Origin of the sequence: Janibacter limosus, from assembly GCF_004295485.1 — a bacterium.
In the GTDB taxonomy this organism is placed as follows: Bacteria; Actinomycetota; Actinomycetes; order Actinomycetales; family Dermatophilaceae; genus Janibacter; species Janibacter limosus_A.
In genome coordinates this window covers 1,784,967-1,801,053 of sequence record NZ_CP036164.1, presented here as the reverse complement: position 1 = coordinate 1,801,053, position 16,087 = coordinate 1,784,967, and the positions used below count along the sequence as shown (strand labels likewise).

Below are 16,087 nucleotides of genomic sequence, written 5' to 3'. Positions count from 1 at the left end.
GTGACGGATGACCCTCTTCGTCCAACAGCTCATCAACGGCCTGTCCCTGGGCGGCATCTACTGCCTGGCCGCCATCGGTCTCACCCTGGTCTTCGGCGTGCTGGGCTTCCCCAACCTCGCCCACGGTGCGCTCTTCATGGTCGGCGGCTACGTGACCTACACGCTGCTCGTCGACGTGGGGCTGCCCTACGTCGTGGCGATCGTGTGCGCCGCGCTGGTCCTGGCCGTCATCGGTGTCGTCTTCGAGCGGCTGATCTTCCACCCGCTGCGCAACGCACCGCACACCCACCACATGATCGCGACGGTCGGGGTCATGTTCTTCCTGATCTCGCTCGTCCAGGAGATCTGGGGGTCGGGATTCCTGCGGATGGAGTCCCCCTTCGACGGTCGGATGACGGTGGCGGGTGCACAGATCTCGTCGCAGCGCATCATCATCATCCTCACGGCCATGGTCGTCCTCATCGCGCTCACCCTCTTCCTCAAGAGGTCCGTGCACGGCCAGGCGATCGAGGCCATCGAGCAGGACCGCACCGGCGCCGCGCTCGTGGGCATCAACGCCAACGTCGTCTCGATGGTGACCTTCGCGGTCTCCTTCGCGCTCGTCGCGATCTCTGCGGGACTCGTCGCGCCGATCCAGCTGCTCTCGCCGGGCATGGGGGAGTCGCTCAGCCTCATCGTCTTCGCGATCATCATCCTCGGCGGTCTCGGCTCCCTTCCCGGGGCGATCATCGGAGGCTTCGTCATCGCGATGGCGGAGGTCATGGCCTCGACCTACATCTCCGTCGGCGCCGGGCAGGCCGCGGTCTTCATCGTCCTCATGGCGGTGCTGGCGATCAAGCCGACGGGACTCTTCGGGATGGTGGAGCAACGATGACGACCCTGCTGCGACCACGACTCCTCGGGGTGGCCGTGATCGCCATCGCCTTCCTCGTGGCCCCCTTCCTCGTCTCGGGCCAGCCGTACCTGCTGCGCATCGTGACCACCGCCGCGATCTACGCGATCGCGGCCTACGGGCTCAACCTCATCCTCGGGCTCACCGGGCAGCTGTCGCTGGCCCACGGCGCCTTCTTCGGGGTCGGCGCCTACATCGTCGGCCTGGCGACGACCGACCACGACTGGTCCTTCTGGACCGCCTTCGTCGTCGCCGTCGTGGTCACCACGGTGATGGGGTACGCCTCGGGCCTGATCGCGCTGCGCACGCAGGGTGCCTACTTCGCGATCTTCACGATGGCCCTGGGCTTCCTCATCTACATCATCATCATCCGCTGGGAGACGGTCACCCACGCCCACTCCGGTGTCAGCGGGATCAAGCTGCCCGAGGGCATCGGCCCGCTCGACTTCAGCGAACCGGTGGTCCTGTACTACCTCGTGCTGCTCTTCCTCGGAGTCGTGGCGTACACGACGCACGCGATCCTGCACTCCAACGCGGGTCGTTCGCTCGTGGCCATCCGCACCTCCGAGGACCTGGCCAAGTCGATCGGTGTCAACGTCGGCGTCAGCAAGCAGCTGGCCTACACCGCCTCGGCGGGCATCGCCGGCCTGGCCGGTGGCCTCTTCGCGACCCTCAACGGGTTCATCGGCGCGGACTCGGCGTCGATCGACCTGACCTTCCAGTTCCTGCTCTTCCTGCTCATCGGTGGCATGGGGACTGTCATGGGCCCGGTCGTCGGCAGCGTGCTCGTCGCATTCCTCTTCGAGATGCTGCAGGGACTCGAGGCCTACCGCTTCATCGTGCTCGGCCCGATCATCGTCCTGCTCGTGATCTTCGCCCCGCGCGGCATCGTCGGCTACCTCAACGAGTTCCTCGCGTCCCGTCGCTCACGGCGGGCAGCGCGCACCACCGGGACCACCACTGCCACGAGCGAAGGGAGACTCTGATGCTTCTCGAGGTACGTGGGCTCAGCAAGGCCTTCGGTGGCCTGCACGCGGTCCAGGACGTCGACTTCGACGTCCCCGAGGGTTGCGTCACGGCGATCATCGGACCCAACGGCGCCGGCAAGTCGACCCTCTTCAACCTGCTGGCCGGGTTCTACCGGCCGACGGCGGGGACGGTCACCTTCGACGGCAAGGACATCACGGGCATGCAGCCGCACCAGACGGTGCGCGACGGCATCGCCCGCACCTTCCAGACGACGCACCTCTTCGACGGTGCGAGCGTCCTGGACAACGTGCGCGCGGCGTGTGTGGTGCGCTCGAGGTCCAATGCCCTCGACGCCGTGCTGCACACCCCGAGGTTCCGCAAGGACGAGAGGCGCAGCCTCGACAGGTCGATGCACGAGCTCGAGTTCGTCGGTGTGGCGCACCTGCGTGACGAGATCGCCTCGACCCTCCCGCAGGAGGCGCAGAAGCGCATCTCGATCGCCCAGGCCCTGGCCACGGAGCCGAAGCTGCTGCTCCTCGACGAGCCCGCTGCGGGGACCACCGACGAGGAGACGGAGTCCTTCGGCACCCTCATCCGGGAGATCGTCGCCCGGGGGGTCACCGTCTGCCTCGTCGAGCACAAGATGTCGATGGTGATGAACCTCGCCGACCAGATCGTCGTCCTCGATCACGGACAGCGGATCGCCGTGGGCACCCCGGACGACATCAAGAGCAACCCCCAGGTCATCGAGGCATACCTCGGCACCGGTGCGGGGACGACGGGAGCGACGACATGATGACCATCACCGACGTGAGCGTCGGCTACGGTGCCGGCGACGTCCTGCACTCGGTCGACATCACCGCCGCGGCGGGGGAGCTGACCGTCATCCTCGGGGCCAACGGGTCCGGCAAGTCCACGCTCTTCCGCACCGTCAGTGGTCTGCTGCGTCCCCGATCTGGTCGCGTCGAGTTCGAGGGGGAGGAGATCACCCGCAGTCGATCGGCAGCGATCGTGCGTCGGGGACTGGCCCACTGCCCGGAGGGTCGCCACCTCTTCCCACGGATGTCCGTGGAGAAGAACCTCACCCTCGGTGCCTATGTGGGACGCCGGGACCGCAAGCGGGTGCGAGCCCTGCTGGAGCGCAGCTACGAGCTCTTCCCGATCCTGCAGGACAAGAGCAACCAGAATGCCGGCTCCCTCTCCGGCGGCCAGCAGCAGATGGTGGCCATCGGCCGGGCTCTGATGTCCGACCCCAAGATGCTCATCCTCGACGAGCCATCGATGGGTCTGGCTCCGCTCGTCACCGAGCAGGTCTTCGAGGCCATCGTCGGGATCAACCGTGAGGGCATCGGTGTGCTGCTCGCGGAGCAGAACGCCCGGTCAGCGCTCAAGATCGCCTCCACCGGGTACGTCTTGGCCGAGGGGCGAGTCGTCCTCTCCGGAGCCGCCGAAGACCTCGCTGACGACCCGGCGGTGCAGCAGGCCTACCTGGGCGTCTAGCGAAGCTGGGGTCTGGCGACGCTGGGTCTGGCGAGCTGGCGTCGAGCAGGGCCCAGCCTCCGGCACGACAGCCCCGCTCCGGCACGACGCCCCAGGCCCGGCACACCGGCCCCGCGAGTCAGATGACTTCTGGCTGGCGGGGCCGGTCTATGCCCGTCGGTGGAATGCGAGCGACACGGTCCGACGGGCCAGCCTCGTGATGACGTAGGTCCACAGGGCGCTGTCGATCATGTGGTGGTGGGTGCCGCAGAGAGGAACGGCGTTGTCGAGATCGGTCCTGCCACCGGTTTCCCACGGCTTCAGATGATGGGTCTCGGTCCACGCGAAGGGCCGGTCGCACCCCTGCGCCGCGCACTCGCTGTAGCGCCCGGCCAAGGCCATTCGCTGGTTGTCGGTGAAGAGTCGTCGTTGTCGCCCCAAGTCAAGGGGTACCGAGTCTCCGTCGAGAACGGCCGGCAGCAGACCTGCTCCGCAGGCCAGCCGCCGCGCCGCACCAGCGCTGAGGACGTCCGGCATGTCCGTCGTGGCGACCTTGGTCCCAGCGGCTTCGAAGTTGTCCATCAGGTCCGACAGCCGCGTCGTGATGAGCATCGTGGCCGAGACTTTGGTGTGCAGGTGATCGGTCGGGATGCGCGTCAGCAGGTCAGCGAAGGCCAGGCCCCGCCGGTGCTGCCAGTCGAGGTAGCGGTCCTTGCTGGTCGAGCCGGTGCCGGCACGGCCGTGCGTGGCCGTCCCTCGTGCTGCGCCGTCCGTGCCCGTCCCGCGTGCTGCGCCGTCGGTGCTCGTCCCGCGTGCAGTGCCGCCCGTGCCCGTCCCGCGTGCCGCGCCGTCCCGACCAGCCTTGTCGTCGCTCCCACGGCGGCGGGGAGCGGTCATGGCGTCGATGATCTTCTTGAGCATCATCCCGGAGACCCACGGCACGGTGAAGTGGCCCGTCACTGTCCCGTCCTGGTTGTCCTTGAGCCAGAAGGCAGCCTTGTCCCGCGCCTGCTCCTCCTCGTCTGCAACGAGGTCGTCTTCGTGCTGGTCGACCGCCTCAGGCTCGGGCTCGATGGCCTCGAGCACTCGTCGTGCGGCCCGTCGCAGCTGACCAGGGGAGCGGTTGACGCACAGCAGGAGCAGCTCCTCCTCGCAGTGACGTCGCTGCTCGTCGGTGACTGACTCGGGCAGGTCGTCGAGCGCCCGCATGATGACCTGGGCGTGCGCGGCGCTGATCGTGCCGGCATCGAGTGCGGCGCTCGTCGCCGTCAGGAGCGGTCGCCCGTCGGCGCGACGGCCTGCTGCCCGACGATCTTCTGTGCCAGAGCCGCACGCGTCACCGTCACCGTCACCGTCCGCCGGGCGGTCATGCTCGTCACCTGCTTCGGCTGCGTCACCTGCTCCGGCCGCGTCACTTTGGCCAGCCGCCCCATCAGCCGTGGCGTCACCTTGGCCGGCCGCCCCATCACCCGTGCTGTCACCCGCCGGCTCGCCACCGCCAGCAGCATCGCTGTCGGACCCGGCTGCGGCAGGCGTGTCGCCCAGCGCATCTGCCAGGGCTGCCTGGCCAGCAGCCTGCCGACGGTCACTGTCGGTCGCGCCGGCCAGCCAGGAACCGGAGTCGAGCTCGCCATCGGCCTCGTGGGCCCTGGTCCGGGACGCCTTGGCGGTCAGGTGCAGCTGGACGGCCTCGATCCGTCGCTTGAGCCGCTCCACCTCGGTGACCTGCTCCCTCAGGGCGGCGACGTCAGCCTCCTCGTCGACCAGCCGCTCCATCATGCGGTCGACCTCGCGGTGCGCGCGCTGGATGGTCTCGGCCATGCCCTGCGGGAACTCGATCGGACGGCGCATCGTGTGCAGGTCGATACGACGCAGTGTCTGCGTCAGCATCTCCTCGAACCCCGATGTCCCGTCCATGCATCCACGCTAGTCGAACAGGTGTTCGAGCACAAGGGGTGGTGTGGACTGTGTGGACAAGAGCTGCGCGGACGTCGATCAGGCCAGCTGCTCGGCCACGATGATCGCCAGCCAGATGCCCGCGCCGCACCCGATCCCGGTCAGGCCCAACCCGGCCACCTGGGCGCCCCGGACGAGACGAGTGCTTCCCGATCGGCAGACGGCGTAGGCCACCATCGTGACGAAGCTGGCGATGAGCACCCCGGCGAGCAGGGCGATCGCCGCCACGGCAGCGGCGGCGAAGGGCGCCCCCGGCCGGGTCGCGATGTCGGCGTCAGCGATGCGGAAGGTCGCCACCAGCACGTACAGGGGGTAGGCGAGCGCGCCCACCACGAAGGCGAGCACCGGGACCGCATGGACCCAGCCCCGGTCGGGGTGTCGCATCGCTACCGTCGTCATGGCTCGACAGTAGGCGTAGGCACCGACGACGTCACTGGGTAGATCTCCTCAACGCGCCGGTTGCGGATCCAGTGGGAGGCTGGGGCGGTGACTGCCGAGGACGCTGCTCTGGACCGACTGCTGGACGAAGGGAGTACCCTCGCCTGCCCCGTGACCGCCTACGGTTCGCAGCCCGACCAGGTCTACGAGACCTGCACCCCCGACGCAGCAGCCCCGGCCTCCGACGCAGCAGCCCCCACCGCCAGCACCCCGCCCACCCTCATCGTCGTGCACGGCGGCTACTTCCGACCGGCGATCGACCGCACCCATGCTCGCCCGATGGCTCGGGCCCTCGCTGCAGCCGGGTGGCGGGTCGTGCTCGCCGAGTACCGACGGGTCCCGGGCGACCCGACCGCCACCACCGACGACCTCACGGCGCTCGACACCCACCTGCGCGAGGCCGGCCACGAGATCGCCTGCTGGGTCGGCCACAGCGCCGGAGGAGCCCTCGTCATGTGGCGTGCCCTGCACCACGCACTGCCCCCGACCCGCGCCGTCGCGCTCGCACCGGTCGCCGACTTCGACACAGCCGTCGCCGATCACCTGGGCAACGACGCGGTCCGCGACTGGATCGGCGCCGACCCCCAGCAGGCACCCGACCTCTACGCGCAGCTCGACCCGACGAGGCTCGCCGCGGCCGCCGATCTCGCCGCACCCAACCTCACCGCAACCAACCCCGCTGCGGCGCAACGCATCACGGTCCTGCACGGGGAGGACGACGCGACGGTCCCCCTTCGTCTGACCCAGGGGTGGGAGCGCACGGTCCTGCCCGGTGCACACCACTTCGACGTCATCGACCCGGCCTCGTCGCACTGGCCGTCGGTCGTCGCCGCACTCACCCAGGGCTGATCTCACCCAGCGCTGAGCAGCGCCTCGATCCGCACGAGCGCCTCGGCCACCTCGGCGTAGGACGTGCTCAGCGGCGACAGGCCGAGCCGGATCCCGTCGGGTTCGCGGAAGTCCGGCACGACGTCCTGCGCCCACAGCTCGCGGTACACCTCGCGGAACCGCGGGTGGGCCAAGGTCACGTGCCCGCCCCGCTGCTCGTCGACGAGCGGTGAGGTGACCCGCACCCCGTGCCCGGCCAGCAGCTCGTCGACGGACTCGATGACGAAGCGGCCCAGCCGAGCGGCCTTGTCCCGCACCGCATCCAACCCGACGGACTCGATGAGGTCGACGGTGTCCTCGATGCCCACCATCCCGAGCACCGGGGGAGTGCCCGAGATGAACCCGCGCATCCCCGCGCCCGGTCGGTAGTCGGGTCCCATGACGAAGGGTTCGGCGTGGCCCATCCAGCCCTGGATCGGCTGGCGCAGCCGCTCGTGGTGACGCGCCGCGACATAGCCGAAGGCCGGTGCGCCGGGTCCGCCGCCGAGGAACTTGTAGGTGCACCCCACCGCGAGGTCGACGTCGTGCTCGTCGAGATCGCTGGGCACCACACCGACCGAGTGGCACAGGTCCCACAGGACGAGCGCGCCGGCGTCGTGCAGCCGTCGGGTGATCTCCGGCAGGTCCGCGATCCACGCGGACTTGTAGGCGACGTGGGACAGCAGGACGACACCGGTGCGCTCGGTGAGTGCGGCCTCGACGAGGTCGGGGGTGACCCCCTTCGCCGGGTCCGGCTCGACCCAGACCAGCCGCGCTCCGGTCTCGTCCGCAATGCCTTGTGCGACATAGCGATCGGTCGGGAAGTTCTCCGTGTCGACCACGATCTCGGGCCGCTCGGGACCGGCCGCGGCGACGGCTGCCCGGAGCAGCTTGTAGAGCATGACGGTCGTCGAGTCGCCGACGACGGTCTGGCCGGCGGCCGCACCCAGGCAGACCTCGCCGATCCGGTCGCCGAGGCGCAGCGGCAGGTCCATCCACTGCTCGTCCCACGACCTGATCAGCCGGGTGCCCCAGTCGTGCGCGACGAGGTTGGTGATCCGCTGCGCGGTGGCGCGGAGGGGGCGACCCAGCGAGTTGCCGTCGAGGTAGGCGACGAGCCCGTCTGCGGGGACGTACAGATCCCGGCAGTGACGAAGGGGGTCAGTCGCGTCGAGCGCAGCCGCCTTGTCCCGCAACGCCGCCGGTCCCGTACCGCGACCCCCGCTCACGACCTGATCTCCGCTCACGACCCGATCTCCGTCCGCACGGCGAAGAGCTCGGGGAAGAAGGTCAGCTCGAGTGCCTTCTGCAGGAACCCGACGCCGGAGCTGCCGCCGGTGCCCGTCTTCATCCCGATGACCCGCTGCACGGTCTTGAGGTGGCGGAAGCGCCACAGCTGGAAGTTGTCCTCGAGGTCGACGAGCTCCTCGCAGGCCTCGTAGACGTCCCAGTTGTCCTCGGCCTCGGCGTAGATCCGCGTGAGGACGCGGGTCAGCTGTGGGTCGAGCTCGTGGGCGCGCGTGACGTCCCGGGTGAGCACGTGCTCGGGGATCGCGTAGCCGCGCCGGGACAGATAGCGGAGGAACTCGTCGTAGAGACTCGGCGCCTCGAGCAGCTCGGTGAGCACCGCGTGCGCCTCGGGGTCGGCCTCGTGCACCCGCAGCATGCCGGCGTGCTTGTTGCCCAGGGCGAACTCCACCGCGCGGTACTGCCAGGACTGAAAGCCCGACGCGTGCCCGAGATAGGGGCGGAACTCCTGGTACTCGGTCGGGGTGAGCGTCGCGAGCACGGACCACTGGTCGGTGAGGGTGCGCTGGATGTGCTTGACCCGCGCGATCCGCTTGAGCGCCATCCGCATCTCGTCGGCGGCGAGCAGCGCCATCGCCGAGCGGGTCTCGTGCAGCACGAGCTTGAGCCACAGCTCCGAGGTCTGGTGCTGGATGATGAAGAGCATCTCGTCGTGGTGCTCGCTCACCGGGCGCTGCGCGTCGAGCAGCGTCTCGAGCGCCAGGTAGGACCCGTAGGACATCTCCTCCCGGAAGTCTTGGTGGACGCCTGCCTCGATGTCTCGCGTGTTGCCGGTCACCCGTCCACGGTACGGCTTCGCAGCGCGATCGCCGCGAGCGCTCCGCCCGCGGCGATGACGAGCGCGCAGGCGATCATCGCCGCCCGGAAGCCGGCGTCGAAGGCCGCGGGGTCCTCGACGACCTGCCCGGTCAGCCCGGCCAGTGCCGGCACGGCAGCGATCCCGATGAGGCCTCCGGTGCGAGCCACCGCGTTGTTGACCCCGGACGCGAGCCCGGCGTGCTCGTCGGGTGCCGAGGCCAGCGCGGTGGAGGTGAGCGGGGCGACCATGGCGGTGAGCCCGATGCCGAAGACGAGGATCCCCGGCAGCACGTCGAGCACGTAGTCGGTGTCGCTGCCGACGCGCAGCAGGAGCAGGATGCCCGCGGCCATGACCAGCGGCCCGACCCCCATCTGCAGGCGTGGTCCGATGCGGTCGGCCAGCACGCCCGAGCGGCTCGACCCGAGCATCATCAGCGCCGTCGTGGGCAGGCTCGCGATGCCGGAGGCCAGCGGGGACCAGCCGGCGACGACCTGCAGCTGGAGGACGAGGAGGAGGAAGACCACGCCCATCCCGCCGTAGACGAGGAAGGTCACCGCGTTGACCGTCGCGAAGGTCCGTGAGGCGAAGATCGTCAGTGGCAGCATCGGGTGGGCGGTGCGGTGCTCGTGCCGGATGAAGGCCGCTGTCCCGATCACGCCCACCACCGCCGCCCCGATGGCGAAGGGGGAGAGCTTGCCTCCGCCGATCTCGGTGAGGGCGTAGGTGGCACCGGCCAGGGCGAGCACCCCGAGGCCGGCGCCGAGGACGTCCAGGCGAGGTGGCCTGCCCACCGGCCGGGCGAAGGGGGGAAGTCCCCGCGCGATGAGCAGCACCACGGCCGCGACGGGCAGGTTGATGAGGAAGACCCAGCGCCACGAGGCGACCTCGACGAGCCAGCCGCCGACGAAGGGCCCGACCGCCATGGCGACGCCGCCCAGGCCGGCCCAGGTGCCGATCGCGCGTGAGCGGTCCTCGCGGACGAAGGCCGACTGCAGCAGCGCGAGGCTGCCGGGGGTGAGCAGCGCGCCGCCGATGCCCTGCAGGGCGCGGGCCGCGACGAGCGTGCCGGCGGTCGGGGCGAGTCCGCAGGCCAGCGACGCGAGGGTGAACCACACGACCCCGATGACGAAGACGCGCAGCCGACCCAGGCGGTCGCCGAGCACCCCGCCGAGGAGGATGAAGGCGGCCAGGGTGAGCGCGTAGCCGGTGACGACCCACTGCAGGGTGGTGAAGGAGGTCTCGAAGGAGCGCCCGATCTGGGGGAGTGCGACATTGACGATCGTCGCGTCGATCCCGGCCATGCCCGAGCCGAGGATCGTCATGACGAGCAGCCAGCGGCCGCGAGCCGAGTCCAGACGCAGCCCGGTGCCGCCACCGAGGTCGCTCCCGTCACCCAGCCCGGACCTGTCCCCACTCGTCATGCGTTCGGCTCCCACGAGGCCATCGTCCTCCATCGTCGGGGCTCTCCTCACCACACGCCTGCCACAGTGGACCCATGGACATCGACGTACTCATCGCCGAGCTCGACGCCGGCCGGACGATCCCGGGAGGATCCCCCCTTCACGCCGTCATGCACGAGGCGAGCCAGGCAGCGATGCGGGTCACCGGCGAGCTCAACGGTGGCTACCACGAGCCGGGGCGCGTCCGTGAGCTCCTCGCGCAGCTCACCGGCCGTCCGGTGCACGAGAGCGTGACGCTCTTCCCGCCCTTCACCGCGGACTTCGGCCGCAACATCCACCTCGGCGAGCGGGTCTTCATCAACTCCGGCTGCCGGTTCCAGGACCAGGGCGGTGTCACCATCGGCGACGACAGCCTCATCGGCCACAACGCGGTGCTCGCGACCCTCGACCACGACGTCCACCCGGACCGTCGGGCCGACATGCACCCGGCTCCGATCGTCATCGGCCGCAAGGTCTGGATCGGCGCCAATGCGACGATCCTCAAGGGCGTGACCATCGGCGACGGCGCCATCGTGGCGGCCGGGGCGGTCGTCACCAAGGACGTGCCTGCGGACTCGATCGTCGTGGGCGCGCCTGCGCGCGTGGTGCGCTCGGTCCACGACTGAGCCTCAGGCGCCGCGCGAGACCTCCGCCAGCCGGGTCGACGAGACGACCCCCAGCACGCCGAGCGCCGCGAGGAAGAGCAGGGCCCACACGATGCCGAAGCCAGCGATCGCCGAGCTGATGGCTCCGACGACCAGCAGGATCACGCCCATCGCCGAGTTGGAGACGGCGACATAGGTGGTGCGCTGGTCGCCCTCGGCCATGTCGATGACATAGGTCTTGCGCCCGACCCGCACCCCGGTGTGCAGCATCGTCACGAGGAAGTAGCCGCTGACGAAGACCACGTAGGTGAGCAGGCTGCCGCCGTCGAGGTCGAGCAGCGTGACGAGCAGGACGAGGGCCACGAGGACGATCGACGCGAGGCCGGCCCCGATCGTCATCAGCCACTTGCTGGACCGGTCGGCCAGCCGCCCGAAGACCCGTCCGCCGAGGAGCGCGGCCAGGCCCGAGGCGATGATGAAGCCCCCGAGCCCGGTGAGCGCCGGCGCGCCCGACTGCACCGCGAGCGTGACGATGAAGGGCGGGCTGAGCGAGGAGACGAGCAGGAACCCGCGGACTGTGACGAAGGAGCGGAAGGCCCGGTCCTCACGCAGCAGCGTCACGGTCTGCGCGAACCACCCCGGCCCCTCCTCCCGCTCCCTGAGGAGTTCGCCCCGCGACCGTCTCGAAGGGTGCTCCTGCCCACTCTCCTCGACCGGCTCCCGGATCCCGGAGTAGACCAGCGCGACGAGCACCCACAGCACGGCACCGAGGCCGAGGATCGCGGCGAGGACGGCGACGTCGAGCCGGTCGCCGAGTGCCCGCACCGCGAGGCCGAGGGTGATCGCGACCAGCCCGGAAGCCGTCGTGGCGAGGCCGTTGACCTGGCCGCGCTCTCCCTTCGGCATGGTGCGGCCCTGCACGTCCTTGGACGAGATCGAGCACAGGCACCGGCCGAGGGAAAACACGGCGAGCGCCGCGACGATGATGATGCCGGCCACCAGCCCGCTGGCGAGCGCGGCCGTGGCGGCCATGACCGCCACGCAGACCGCCTGGACGACCGCGCCGGCGACGAAGACGTTGGTGCGCCGCCGGACCCGGACGACGAGGGGAGTGAGGAATGCCTGGGGGAGCATCGAGCCGGACTCGCGGATCGGGACCAGCAGACCGGTGAGCACGGCCGGCACCCCGAGCGCGTGGAAGAGCCACGGCAGGACGGTCGAGGCGTTGACCGCCTGGTCCCCCGAGGACTGCAGCGCGTTGGCCCCGATGAGGCGAAGGGAGTTGCCCGGCAGGTCCTCGCGCACAGCCGTGGGCAGCTCGGCCTCCGCGTCGGGGTCGCGTCGCACCAACCGGGAGAAGAGCGCGTCTGCGGAGGTCACGGACGGAGCATGCCACCTCGATGGGCGATCCGACACCGTGTCGGATGATCAACCGGTCAGATGCGTCATCCAGCCCGATGACAGCGACACCGCGTCGCCCCTAGCGTCGTCCACATGGACCAGCAGACTCCCCACGACGACGTGGTGATCATCGGCGCCGGCATCGGCGGCCTCACCCTTGCCCTCGCCCTGCGCGAGCGCGGCATCGCCGCGACGATCCTCGAGCGCACCGCGGAGCTGCGCGAGGTCGGCGCGGCGGTCGCGCTGTCGGCCAATGCCAACAACCTCTTCGCCCGCCTCGGTGTCCTCGACGCCCTCGAGGAGGTGTCCTGGGCGCAGACCGACCTGGTCTTCCGCGACGGGCGCTCCGGCGCGACGCTCGGCCGCACCCCGGTCGGCCGGGGCTACCGCGAGCGCTTCGGCTCCGACTACCTGGGCGTGCACCGCGCCGACCTGCAGCGGATCCTCTCCGAGGCCGTCGGCCCGGACCGGATCCTGCTCTCCCACCACGTCACCGGTCTGCACGAGGACGGCGACCGGGTCCTGCTGGACCTGGCCGACGGCACGCAGCGCAGCGCCGGCATCGTCGTCGGAGCGGACGGGGCCCGCTCCATGGTCCGTCAGTGGGTCGTCGGGCACGACGACGCGATCTACTCCGGGCACTCCGGCTTCCGCGGGATCATCCCCACCGAGCAGCTGACCGAGCTGCCCGACCCGCACGCCATCCAGTTCTGGATCGGTCCGACCGGCCACCTCCTGCACTACGCGATGGGCGGCGACGGTCAGGACGTCAACTTCCTCGCGGTGAGCCGCGACCCGCAGGAGTGGACCGCCGACCAGTGGGTCGTGCCGGCGCGCGACGAGGACAAGTTCGCCCCCTTCGCCGGGTGGCACCCCGCGGTGACGCAGATGCTCGGGGCGGTCGAGGTCACTCAGCGCTGGGCACTCATGCGTCGCCCCCCGCTGGCCAGCTGGCACAGGGGGAGGGTCGTGCTCCTCGGCGACGCGGCGCACGCGCTCGTCCCGCACCACGGGCAGGGCGCCAACCAGGCCATCGAGGACACCTGGGCGCTCGCGGAAGAGCTGGCGACGGTCGGCTCGGGTGACCCGACGGCGGCCTTCGAGGCATTCGAGGGCAGACGCCGGATGCGCACTCGCGCAGTGCAGTTCGCGTCCGCCCAGGTCGCGGAGGTGCTCCACCTGCCCGACGGGCCGCAGGCTGACGCGCGCAATGCCGCGATGGCGGGCGCCGACTGGTTCGAGGACAGGCTGGCGTGGATCCACGGCTACGACCCGACGGTCGACCGCGGGATCCGGCCGGGGTCGCTCAGCCGCTGAGCAGCCCGGCGAGACGGGCGACCCGCAGCCCCGTGTGCAGGTCGCGGCGCACTCGACCGTCGCCGAGGTCGGCCCGGGTCGTCTCCCGGATCCGGGTGAGCCGGTAGTACAACGTCGAGCGGTGGATGCCCAGGGCGACGGCGCTCGCCTGCGCGTCCCCTCCCGCGTCGAGGTAGGCCTCGAGCGTCGGCACGTCGACCTCGCGGTGGTCCGACGCGATGAGCCGGGTGACCGGCTCGGGCAGGTCGTCGAGGTCGAGCCGGTCCAGGGGCAGGGCGAGCAGCAGCTTGTCGATGCCGAGCCCCGACCACTCCGTGACGCGCGGGTGGGTCAGCGGGTCGAGACACGCGGCACGCCAGGCCCGGCGGGCCTGTTCGTGGGAGGTGGCGACGGACAGCAGGTCGTCGACGACCCCACCGATGCCCGCGCGCACGTGCGCCAGCCCGGGCGCGCCGAGCACCCGCTCGAGCCGGTCCTGCACGACCGGCCGGGGGAAGACCAGGACGCCCAGCCCTTCGACGACGCCCCCGACCACCGTCGCCGTGGACGTCCGGGAGACGAAGTCCAAGGTGGCGTCCACCGCCCGGCGCGCCTCCCAGTCCCCACCAGGGTGGCCCGGCGGTACGGCGAGGACGACCGCGCAGTACTGGCCCGCTGACCCGACGAGCTCCTCGTCGACGAGAGCCCTTGCGGCAGAAGCGCGCCCGATCTCGGTGGAGTGCTCGCCGAGCAGCTCCGTGAGCAGCCCGCGAGCCCGCGCAGCGTCCCGCTCGGCGTACATCGTGCGCAGCGACAGGAGCACACCCAGCTGCGCGGCGCCCTCGGTGAGGACGTCCTCGGGAGGCGAGGGGACCCCCTTCGCCCGCACGTGCAGGAGGTGGCCGACCCGGTGACGATCATCGCGAAGGGGGTGCAGCACCCACTGCGTCCCGTCGCTCGCAGTGTGGGTGCCGACCCCGTCGGTACCGGCGGCCGGCGCCTGCCAGGTGTCGCTGTGGGCGAGCAGGTGCGACAGGCGGGCGCGGTCTGGTTCGCTCTCGTGGATGGAGTAGGCGATGACCCGCATGCCCTCGTCGAGCACGACGAGGCGCTGTTGCACGGCTTCCGAGAGGTCCTGCAGGGCGTCGTCGAGGTTGGTCACGTCGTCTCCCTCACGGCGGTGGGTGGTGCGGACCGAGCGTATCGGGCTTCACCGTCCGACATCTCGGACGCATCTACCGTTCCCCACAATGACGAAGGGCCTCGTGAGCAGTGTTCACGAGGCCTTGGTCATCTCACATTCGCCATGACCCGGACGGTCATTTCGTCAACATTCGGCATGCGTTTCTTCACCGCGGCCTCGGCATCCTCTGCCAGGTGGTCGGCCTCGGCCAGGCTTGTCGCCGAGGTGCGGACGAGGGCGTCGCCGTGGAGGCGGTGGCCGACCCAGCGCAGCCGCACGCTCTCAACTGACTCGACCTCTGCCAGGTGCTGCAGCGCATGCTCGGCGCGGTCGACCAGCTCGGGCTCGATCCCGTCCATGAGGCGGCGTCCGACCGAGCGGACGGTGCCGATCAACAGTACGGCGATCATGGCCGAGATGAGTAGCCCGACGATCGGGTCGGCAAGCGGGAAGCCGAGCACGACCCCGATGCCGCCGACAACCACGGCCAGGGAGGTGAACCCGTCGGTGCGGGCATGGACGCCATCGGCGACAAGGGCCGCCGAGCCGATCTTCTTGCCCACTCGGATGCGGTAGACGGCGACGGCCTCGTTGCCGAGGAAGCCGATGACGCCTGCGGCGATCACCCAGCCGATGTTGTCCATCGGCCTCGGGTTGATCATGCGGTCGATCGCCTCGTACGCGGCCACGATCGAGGACAGGGCGATCATGAGCACGATGAACAGGCCAGCGAGATCCTCTGCCCTGTTGAACCCGTAGGTGTACTTCCGCGTCGCCACGCGGCGGGACAGCACGAACGCGATCCACAGGGGTACGGCGGTGAGCGCGTCGGAGAGATTGTGGATCGTGTCGGCGAGCAGCGCGACAGAGCCGGAGAACGTGACGATCACCGCCTGCACGACGGTCGTGCCAAGCATGAGCACGAGGCTGATCTTCAGCGCTCGGATGCCCTCGGAGTGCGCCTCCATAGCGTCGTCGATCGAATCGGCAGCGTCGTGGGAGTGCGGCACGAAGATCTCGTAGAAGAAGCCCTTGAACCCTGCCGGGTGCGAGTGGCTGTGCTGGGTCATGCTCGGTCTCGAGCCTCGTGGTGGTGCGCCGGGGCGTGCCCGTCGGCGACTGAGTGTTCGGCCTGGAAGATCGCGTCGGACACCAGCTGCGAGGCGTGCTCATTTTCCAGGCGGTAGAACACCCGCTGGCCCTCCTGCCGGGTCGACACGATCCTGGCCATCCGCAGCTTCGCCAGATGCTGGGAGACCGCAGCGGGCGACTTGACGACGGCCTCAGCGATTCGGTTGACCGACAGCTCATCCTCGCGGCGCAGGGCCAGGATGATCCGGACCCTCGTCGCGTCGGCGAGGAGTCCGAACACTTCGACGGCAAGCTCCACGTACTGACTGTCCGGATTTAATCCGCATATCTGCTTATATGCGTCCATACGCAGATTATTGCATA

At 70.1% G+C, this 16,087-nt stretch carries 16 protein-coding genes; 7 read left to right on the top strand and 9 right to left on the bottom strand.

Translation table 11 applies throughout. The features are described 5' to 3' along the window. Positions 1-7 precede the first annotated feature (7 nt). From EXU32_RS08660 to EXU32_RS08645, 4 genes are read left to right on the top strand one after another with little or no spacing between them, the layout of a single operon-like run. Positions 8-874, top strand: a complete 867-nt coding sequence (locus tag EXU32_RS08660; RefSeq protein WP_130629538.1) for a branched-chain amino acid ABC transporter permease — start codon at positions 8-10, stop codon at positions 872-874. Continuing rightward, on the top strand, positions 871-1,878 hold the full coding sequence (locus EXU32_RS08655; protein ID WP_130629537.1) for a branched-chain amino acid ABC transporter permease: 1,008 nt from the start codon (positions 871-873) through the stop codon (positions 1,876-1,878). The genes EXU32_RS08660 and EXU32_RS08655 overlap by 4 nt, the downstream gene beginning before the upstream one ends. Next, a complete protein-coding gene (locus tag EXU32_RS08650; protein ID WP_130629536.1) occupies positions 1,878-2,657 on the top strand; it encodes an ABC transporter ATP-binding protein in 780 nt (259 codons plus the stop codon). The genes EXU32_RS08655 and EXU32_RS08650 overlap by 1 nt, the downstream gene beginning before the upstream one ends. Continuing rightward, a complete protein-coding gene (locus EXU32_RS08645; protein ID WP_130629535.1) occupies positions 2,654-3,361 on the top strand; it encodes an ABC transporter ATP-binding protein in 708 nt (235 codons plus the stop codon). Before EXU32_RS08650 ends, EXU32_RS08645 begins: the two co-directional genes overlap by 4 nt. A 147-nt stretch (positions 3,362-3,508) precedes the next feature. Here EXU32_RS08645 and EXU32_RS08640 read toward each other — a convergent pair whose 3' ends face one another. Continuing rightward, positions 3,509-5,257, bottom strand: a complete 1,749-nt coding sequence (locus EXU32_RS08640; protein ID WP_130629534.1) for an HNH endonuclease signature motif containing protein — start codon at positions 5,255-5,257, stop codon at positions 3,509-3,511. A gap of 78 nt (positions 5,258-5,335) precedes the next feature. Further along, positions 5,336-5,695: a hypothetical protein gene (locus EXU32_RS08635; RefSeq protein ID WP_130629533.1), complete on the bottom strand. Its 360-nt coding sequence runs from the start codon at positions 5,693-5,695 to the stop codon at positions 5,336-5,338. An 87-nt stretch (positions 5,696-5,782) separates the two neighbouring features. On the opposite strand from EXU32_RS08635, the gene EXU32_RS08630 reads away from it, so the two are divergent. Further along, positions 5,783-6,583, top strand: a complete 801-nt coding sequence (locus tag EXU32_RS08630) for an alpha/beta hydrolase family protein (protein WP_165399626.1) — start codon at positions 5,783-5,785, stop codon at positions 6,581-6,583. A gap of 2 nt (positions 6,584-6,585) precedes the next feature. On the opposite strand, the gene EXU32_RS08625 is transcribed toward EXU32_RS08630, so the two are convergent. The 3 genes from EXU32_RS08625 to EXU32_RS08615 are packed head-to-tail and all read right to left on the bottom strand — an operon-like array spanning position 6,586 to position 10,129. Beyond that, positions 6,586-7,848 (bottom strand): kynureninase, encoded by a 1,263-nt coding sequence (locus EXU32_RS08625; RefSeq protein ID WP_242612732.1) that lies wholly within the window; start codon positions 7,846-7,848, stop codon positions 6,586-6,588. Continuing rightward, positions 7,845-8,630: a tryptophan 2,3-dioxygenase gene (gene kynA / locus EXU32_RS08620; protein ID WP_130631119.1), complete on the bottom strand. Its 786-nt coding sequence runs from the start codon at positions 8,628-8,630 to the stop codon at positions 7,845-7,847. Before kynA ends, EXU32_RS08625 begins: the two co-directional genes overlap by 4 nt. 53 nt (positions 8,631-8,683) lie before the next feature. Further along, positions 8,684-10,129: an MFS transporter gene (locus EXU32_RS08615; RefSeq protein ID WP_130629531.1), complete on the bottom strand. Its 1,446-nt coding sequence runs from the start codon at positions 10,127-10,129 to the stop codon at positions 8,684-8,686. A gap of 74 nt (positions 10,130-10,203) precedes the next feature. Here EXU32_RS08615 and EXU32_RS08610 point away from each other — a divergent pair, with 74 nt between their 5' ends. Beyond that, complete coding sequence (locus tag EXU32_RS08610) at positions 10,204-10,773, top strand: DapH/DapD/GlmU-related protein (RefSeq protein ID WP_130629530.1); 570 nt, start codon at positions 10,204-10,206, stop codon at positions 10,771-10,773. A gap of 3 nt (positions 10,774-10,776) precedes the next feature. Here EXU32_RS08610 and EXU32_RS08605 read toward each other — a convergent pair whose 3' ends face one another. Then, entirely contained in the window at positions 10,777-12,132 is a 1,356-nt protein-coding gene (locus tag EXU32_RS08605) for an MFS transporter (protein ID WP_130629529.1), read from the bottom strand. Between the two features lie 114 nt (positions 12,133-12,246). Here EXU32_RS08605 and EXU32_RS08600 point away from each other — a divergent pair, with 114 nt between their 5' ends. After that, a complete protein-coding gene (locus EXU32_RS08600) occupies positions 12,247-13,470 on the top strand; it encodes an FAD-dependent monooxygenase (RefSeq protein WP_130629528.1) in 1,224 nt (407 codons plus the stop codon). Here EXU32_RS08600 and EXU32_RS08595 read toward each other — a convergent pair. The 3 genes from EXU32_RS08595 to EXU32_RS08585 all read right to left on the bottom strand — a co-directional run bounded on the left by EXU32_RS08595 (position 13,460) and on the right by EXU32_RS08585 (position 16,070). Further along, positions 13,460-14,611 carry a PucR family transcriptional regulator gene (locus EXU32_RS08595; protein WP_130629527.1) on the bottom strand — a complete coding sequence of 384 codons (1,152 nt, stop codon included), beginning with the start codon at positions 14,609-14,611 and terminating at the stop codon, positions 13,460-13,462. The genes EXU32_RS08600 and EXU32_RS08595 overlap by 11 nt on opposite strands. Positions 14,612-14,739: 128 nt before the next feature. Then, positions 14,740-15,702 carry a cation diffusion facilitator family transporter gene (locus tag EXU32_RS08590; RefSeq protein WP_130629526.1) on the bottom strand — a complete coding sequence of 321 codons (963 nt, stop codon included), beginning with the start codon at positions 15,700-15,702 and terminating at the stop codon, positions 14,740-14,742. Further along, a complete protein-coding gene (locus EXU32_RS08585) occupies positions 15,699-16,070 on the bottom strand; it encodes an ArsR/SmtB family transcription factor (protein ID WP_130629525.1) in 372 nt (123 codons plus the stop codon). Before EXU32_RS08585 ends, EXU32_RS08590 begins: the two co-directional genes overlap by 4 nt. Positions 16,071-16,087 lie beyond the last annotated feature (17 nt).

Excerpts from the sequence above, each read along its gene's own strand:
- EXU32_RS08635 (WP_130629533.1), bottom strand. The coding sequence starts at position 5,695 with ATGACGACGGTAGCGATGCGACACCCCGACCGGGGCTGGGTCCATGCG.
- EXU32_RS08650 (WP_130629536.1), top strand. The coding sequence starts at position 1,878 with ATGCTTCTCGAGGTACGTGGGCTCAGCAAGGCCTTCGGTGGCCTGCAC.
- EXU32_RS08610 (WP_130629530.1), top strand. The coding sequence starts at position 10,204 with ATGGACATCGACGTACTCATCGCCGAGCTCGACGCCGGCCGGACGATC.
- EXU32_RS08615 (WP_130629531.1), bottom strand. The coding sequence starts at position 10,129 with ATGACGAGTGGGGACAGGTCCGGGCTGGGTGACGGGAGCGACCTCGGT.
- EXU32_RS08660 (WP_130629538.1), top strand. The coding sequence starts at position 8 with ATGACCCTCTTCGTCCAACAGCTCATCAACGGCCTGTCCCTGGGCGGC.
- EXU32_RS08590 (WP_130629526.1), bottom strand. The coding sequence starts at position 15,702 with ATGACCCAGCACAGCCACTCGCACCCGGCAGGGTTCAAGGGCTTCTTC.
- EXU32_RS08600 (WP_130629528.1), top strand. The coding sequence starts at position 12,247 with ATGGACCAGCAGACTCCCCACGACGACGTGGTGATCATCGGCGCCGGC.
- EXU32_RS08655 (WP_130629537.1), top strand. The coding sequence starts at position 871 with ATGACGACCCTGCTGCGACCACGACTCCTCGGGGTGGCCGTGATCGCC.
- EXU32_RS08585 (WP_130629525.1), bottom strand. The coding sequence starts at position 16,070 with ATGGACGCATATAAGCAGATATGCGGATTAAATCCGGACAGTCAGTAC.
- EXU32_RS08645 (WP_130629535.1), top strand. The coding sequence starts at position 2,654 with ATGATGACCATCACCGACGTGAGCGTCGGCTACGGTGCCGGCGACGTC.
- EXU32_RS08640 (WP_130629534.1), bottom strand. The coding sequence starts at position 5,257 with ATGGACGGGACATCGGGGTTCGAGGAGATGCTGACGCAGACACTGCGT.
- kynA (WP_130631119.1), bottom strand. The coding sequence starts at position 8,630 with ATGTCCTACGGGTCCTACCTGGCGCTCGAGACGCTGCTCGACGCGCAG.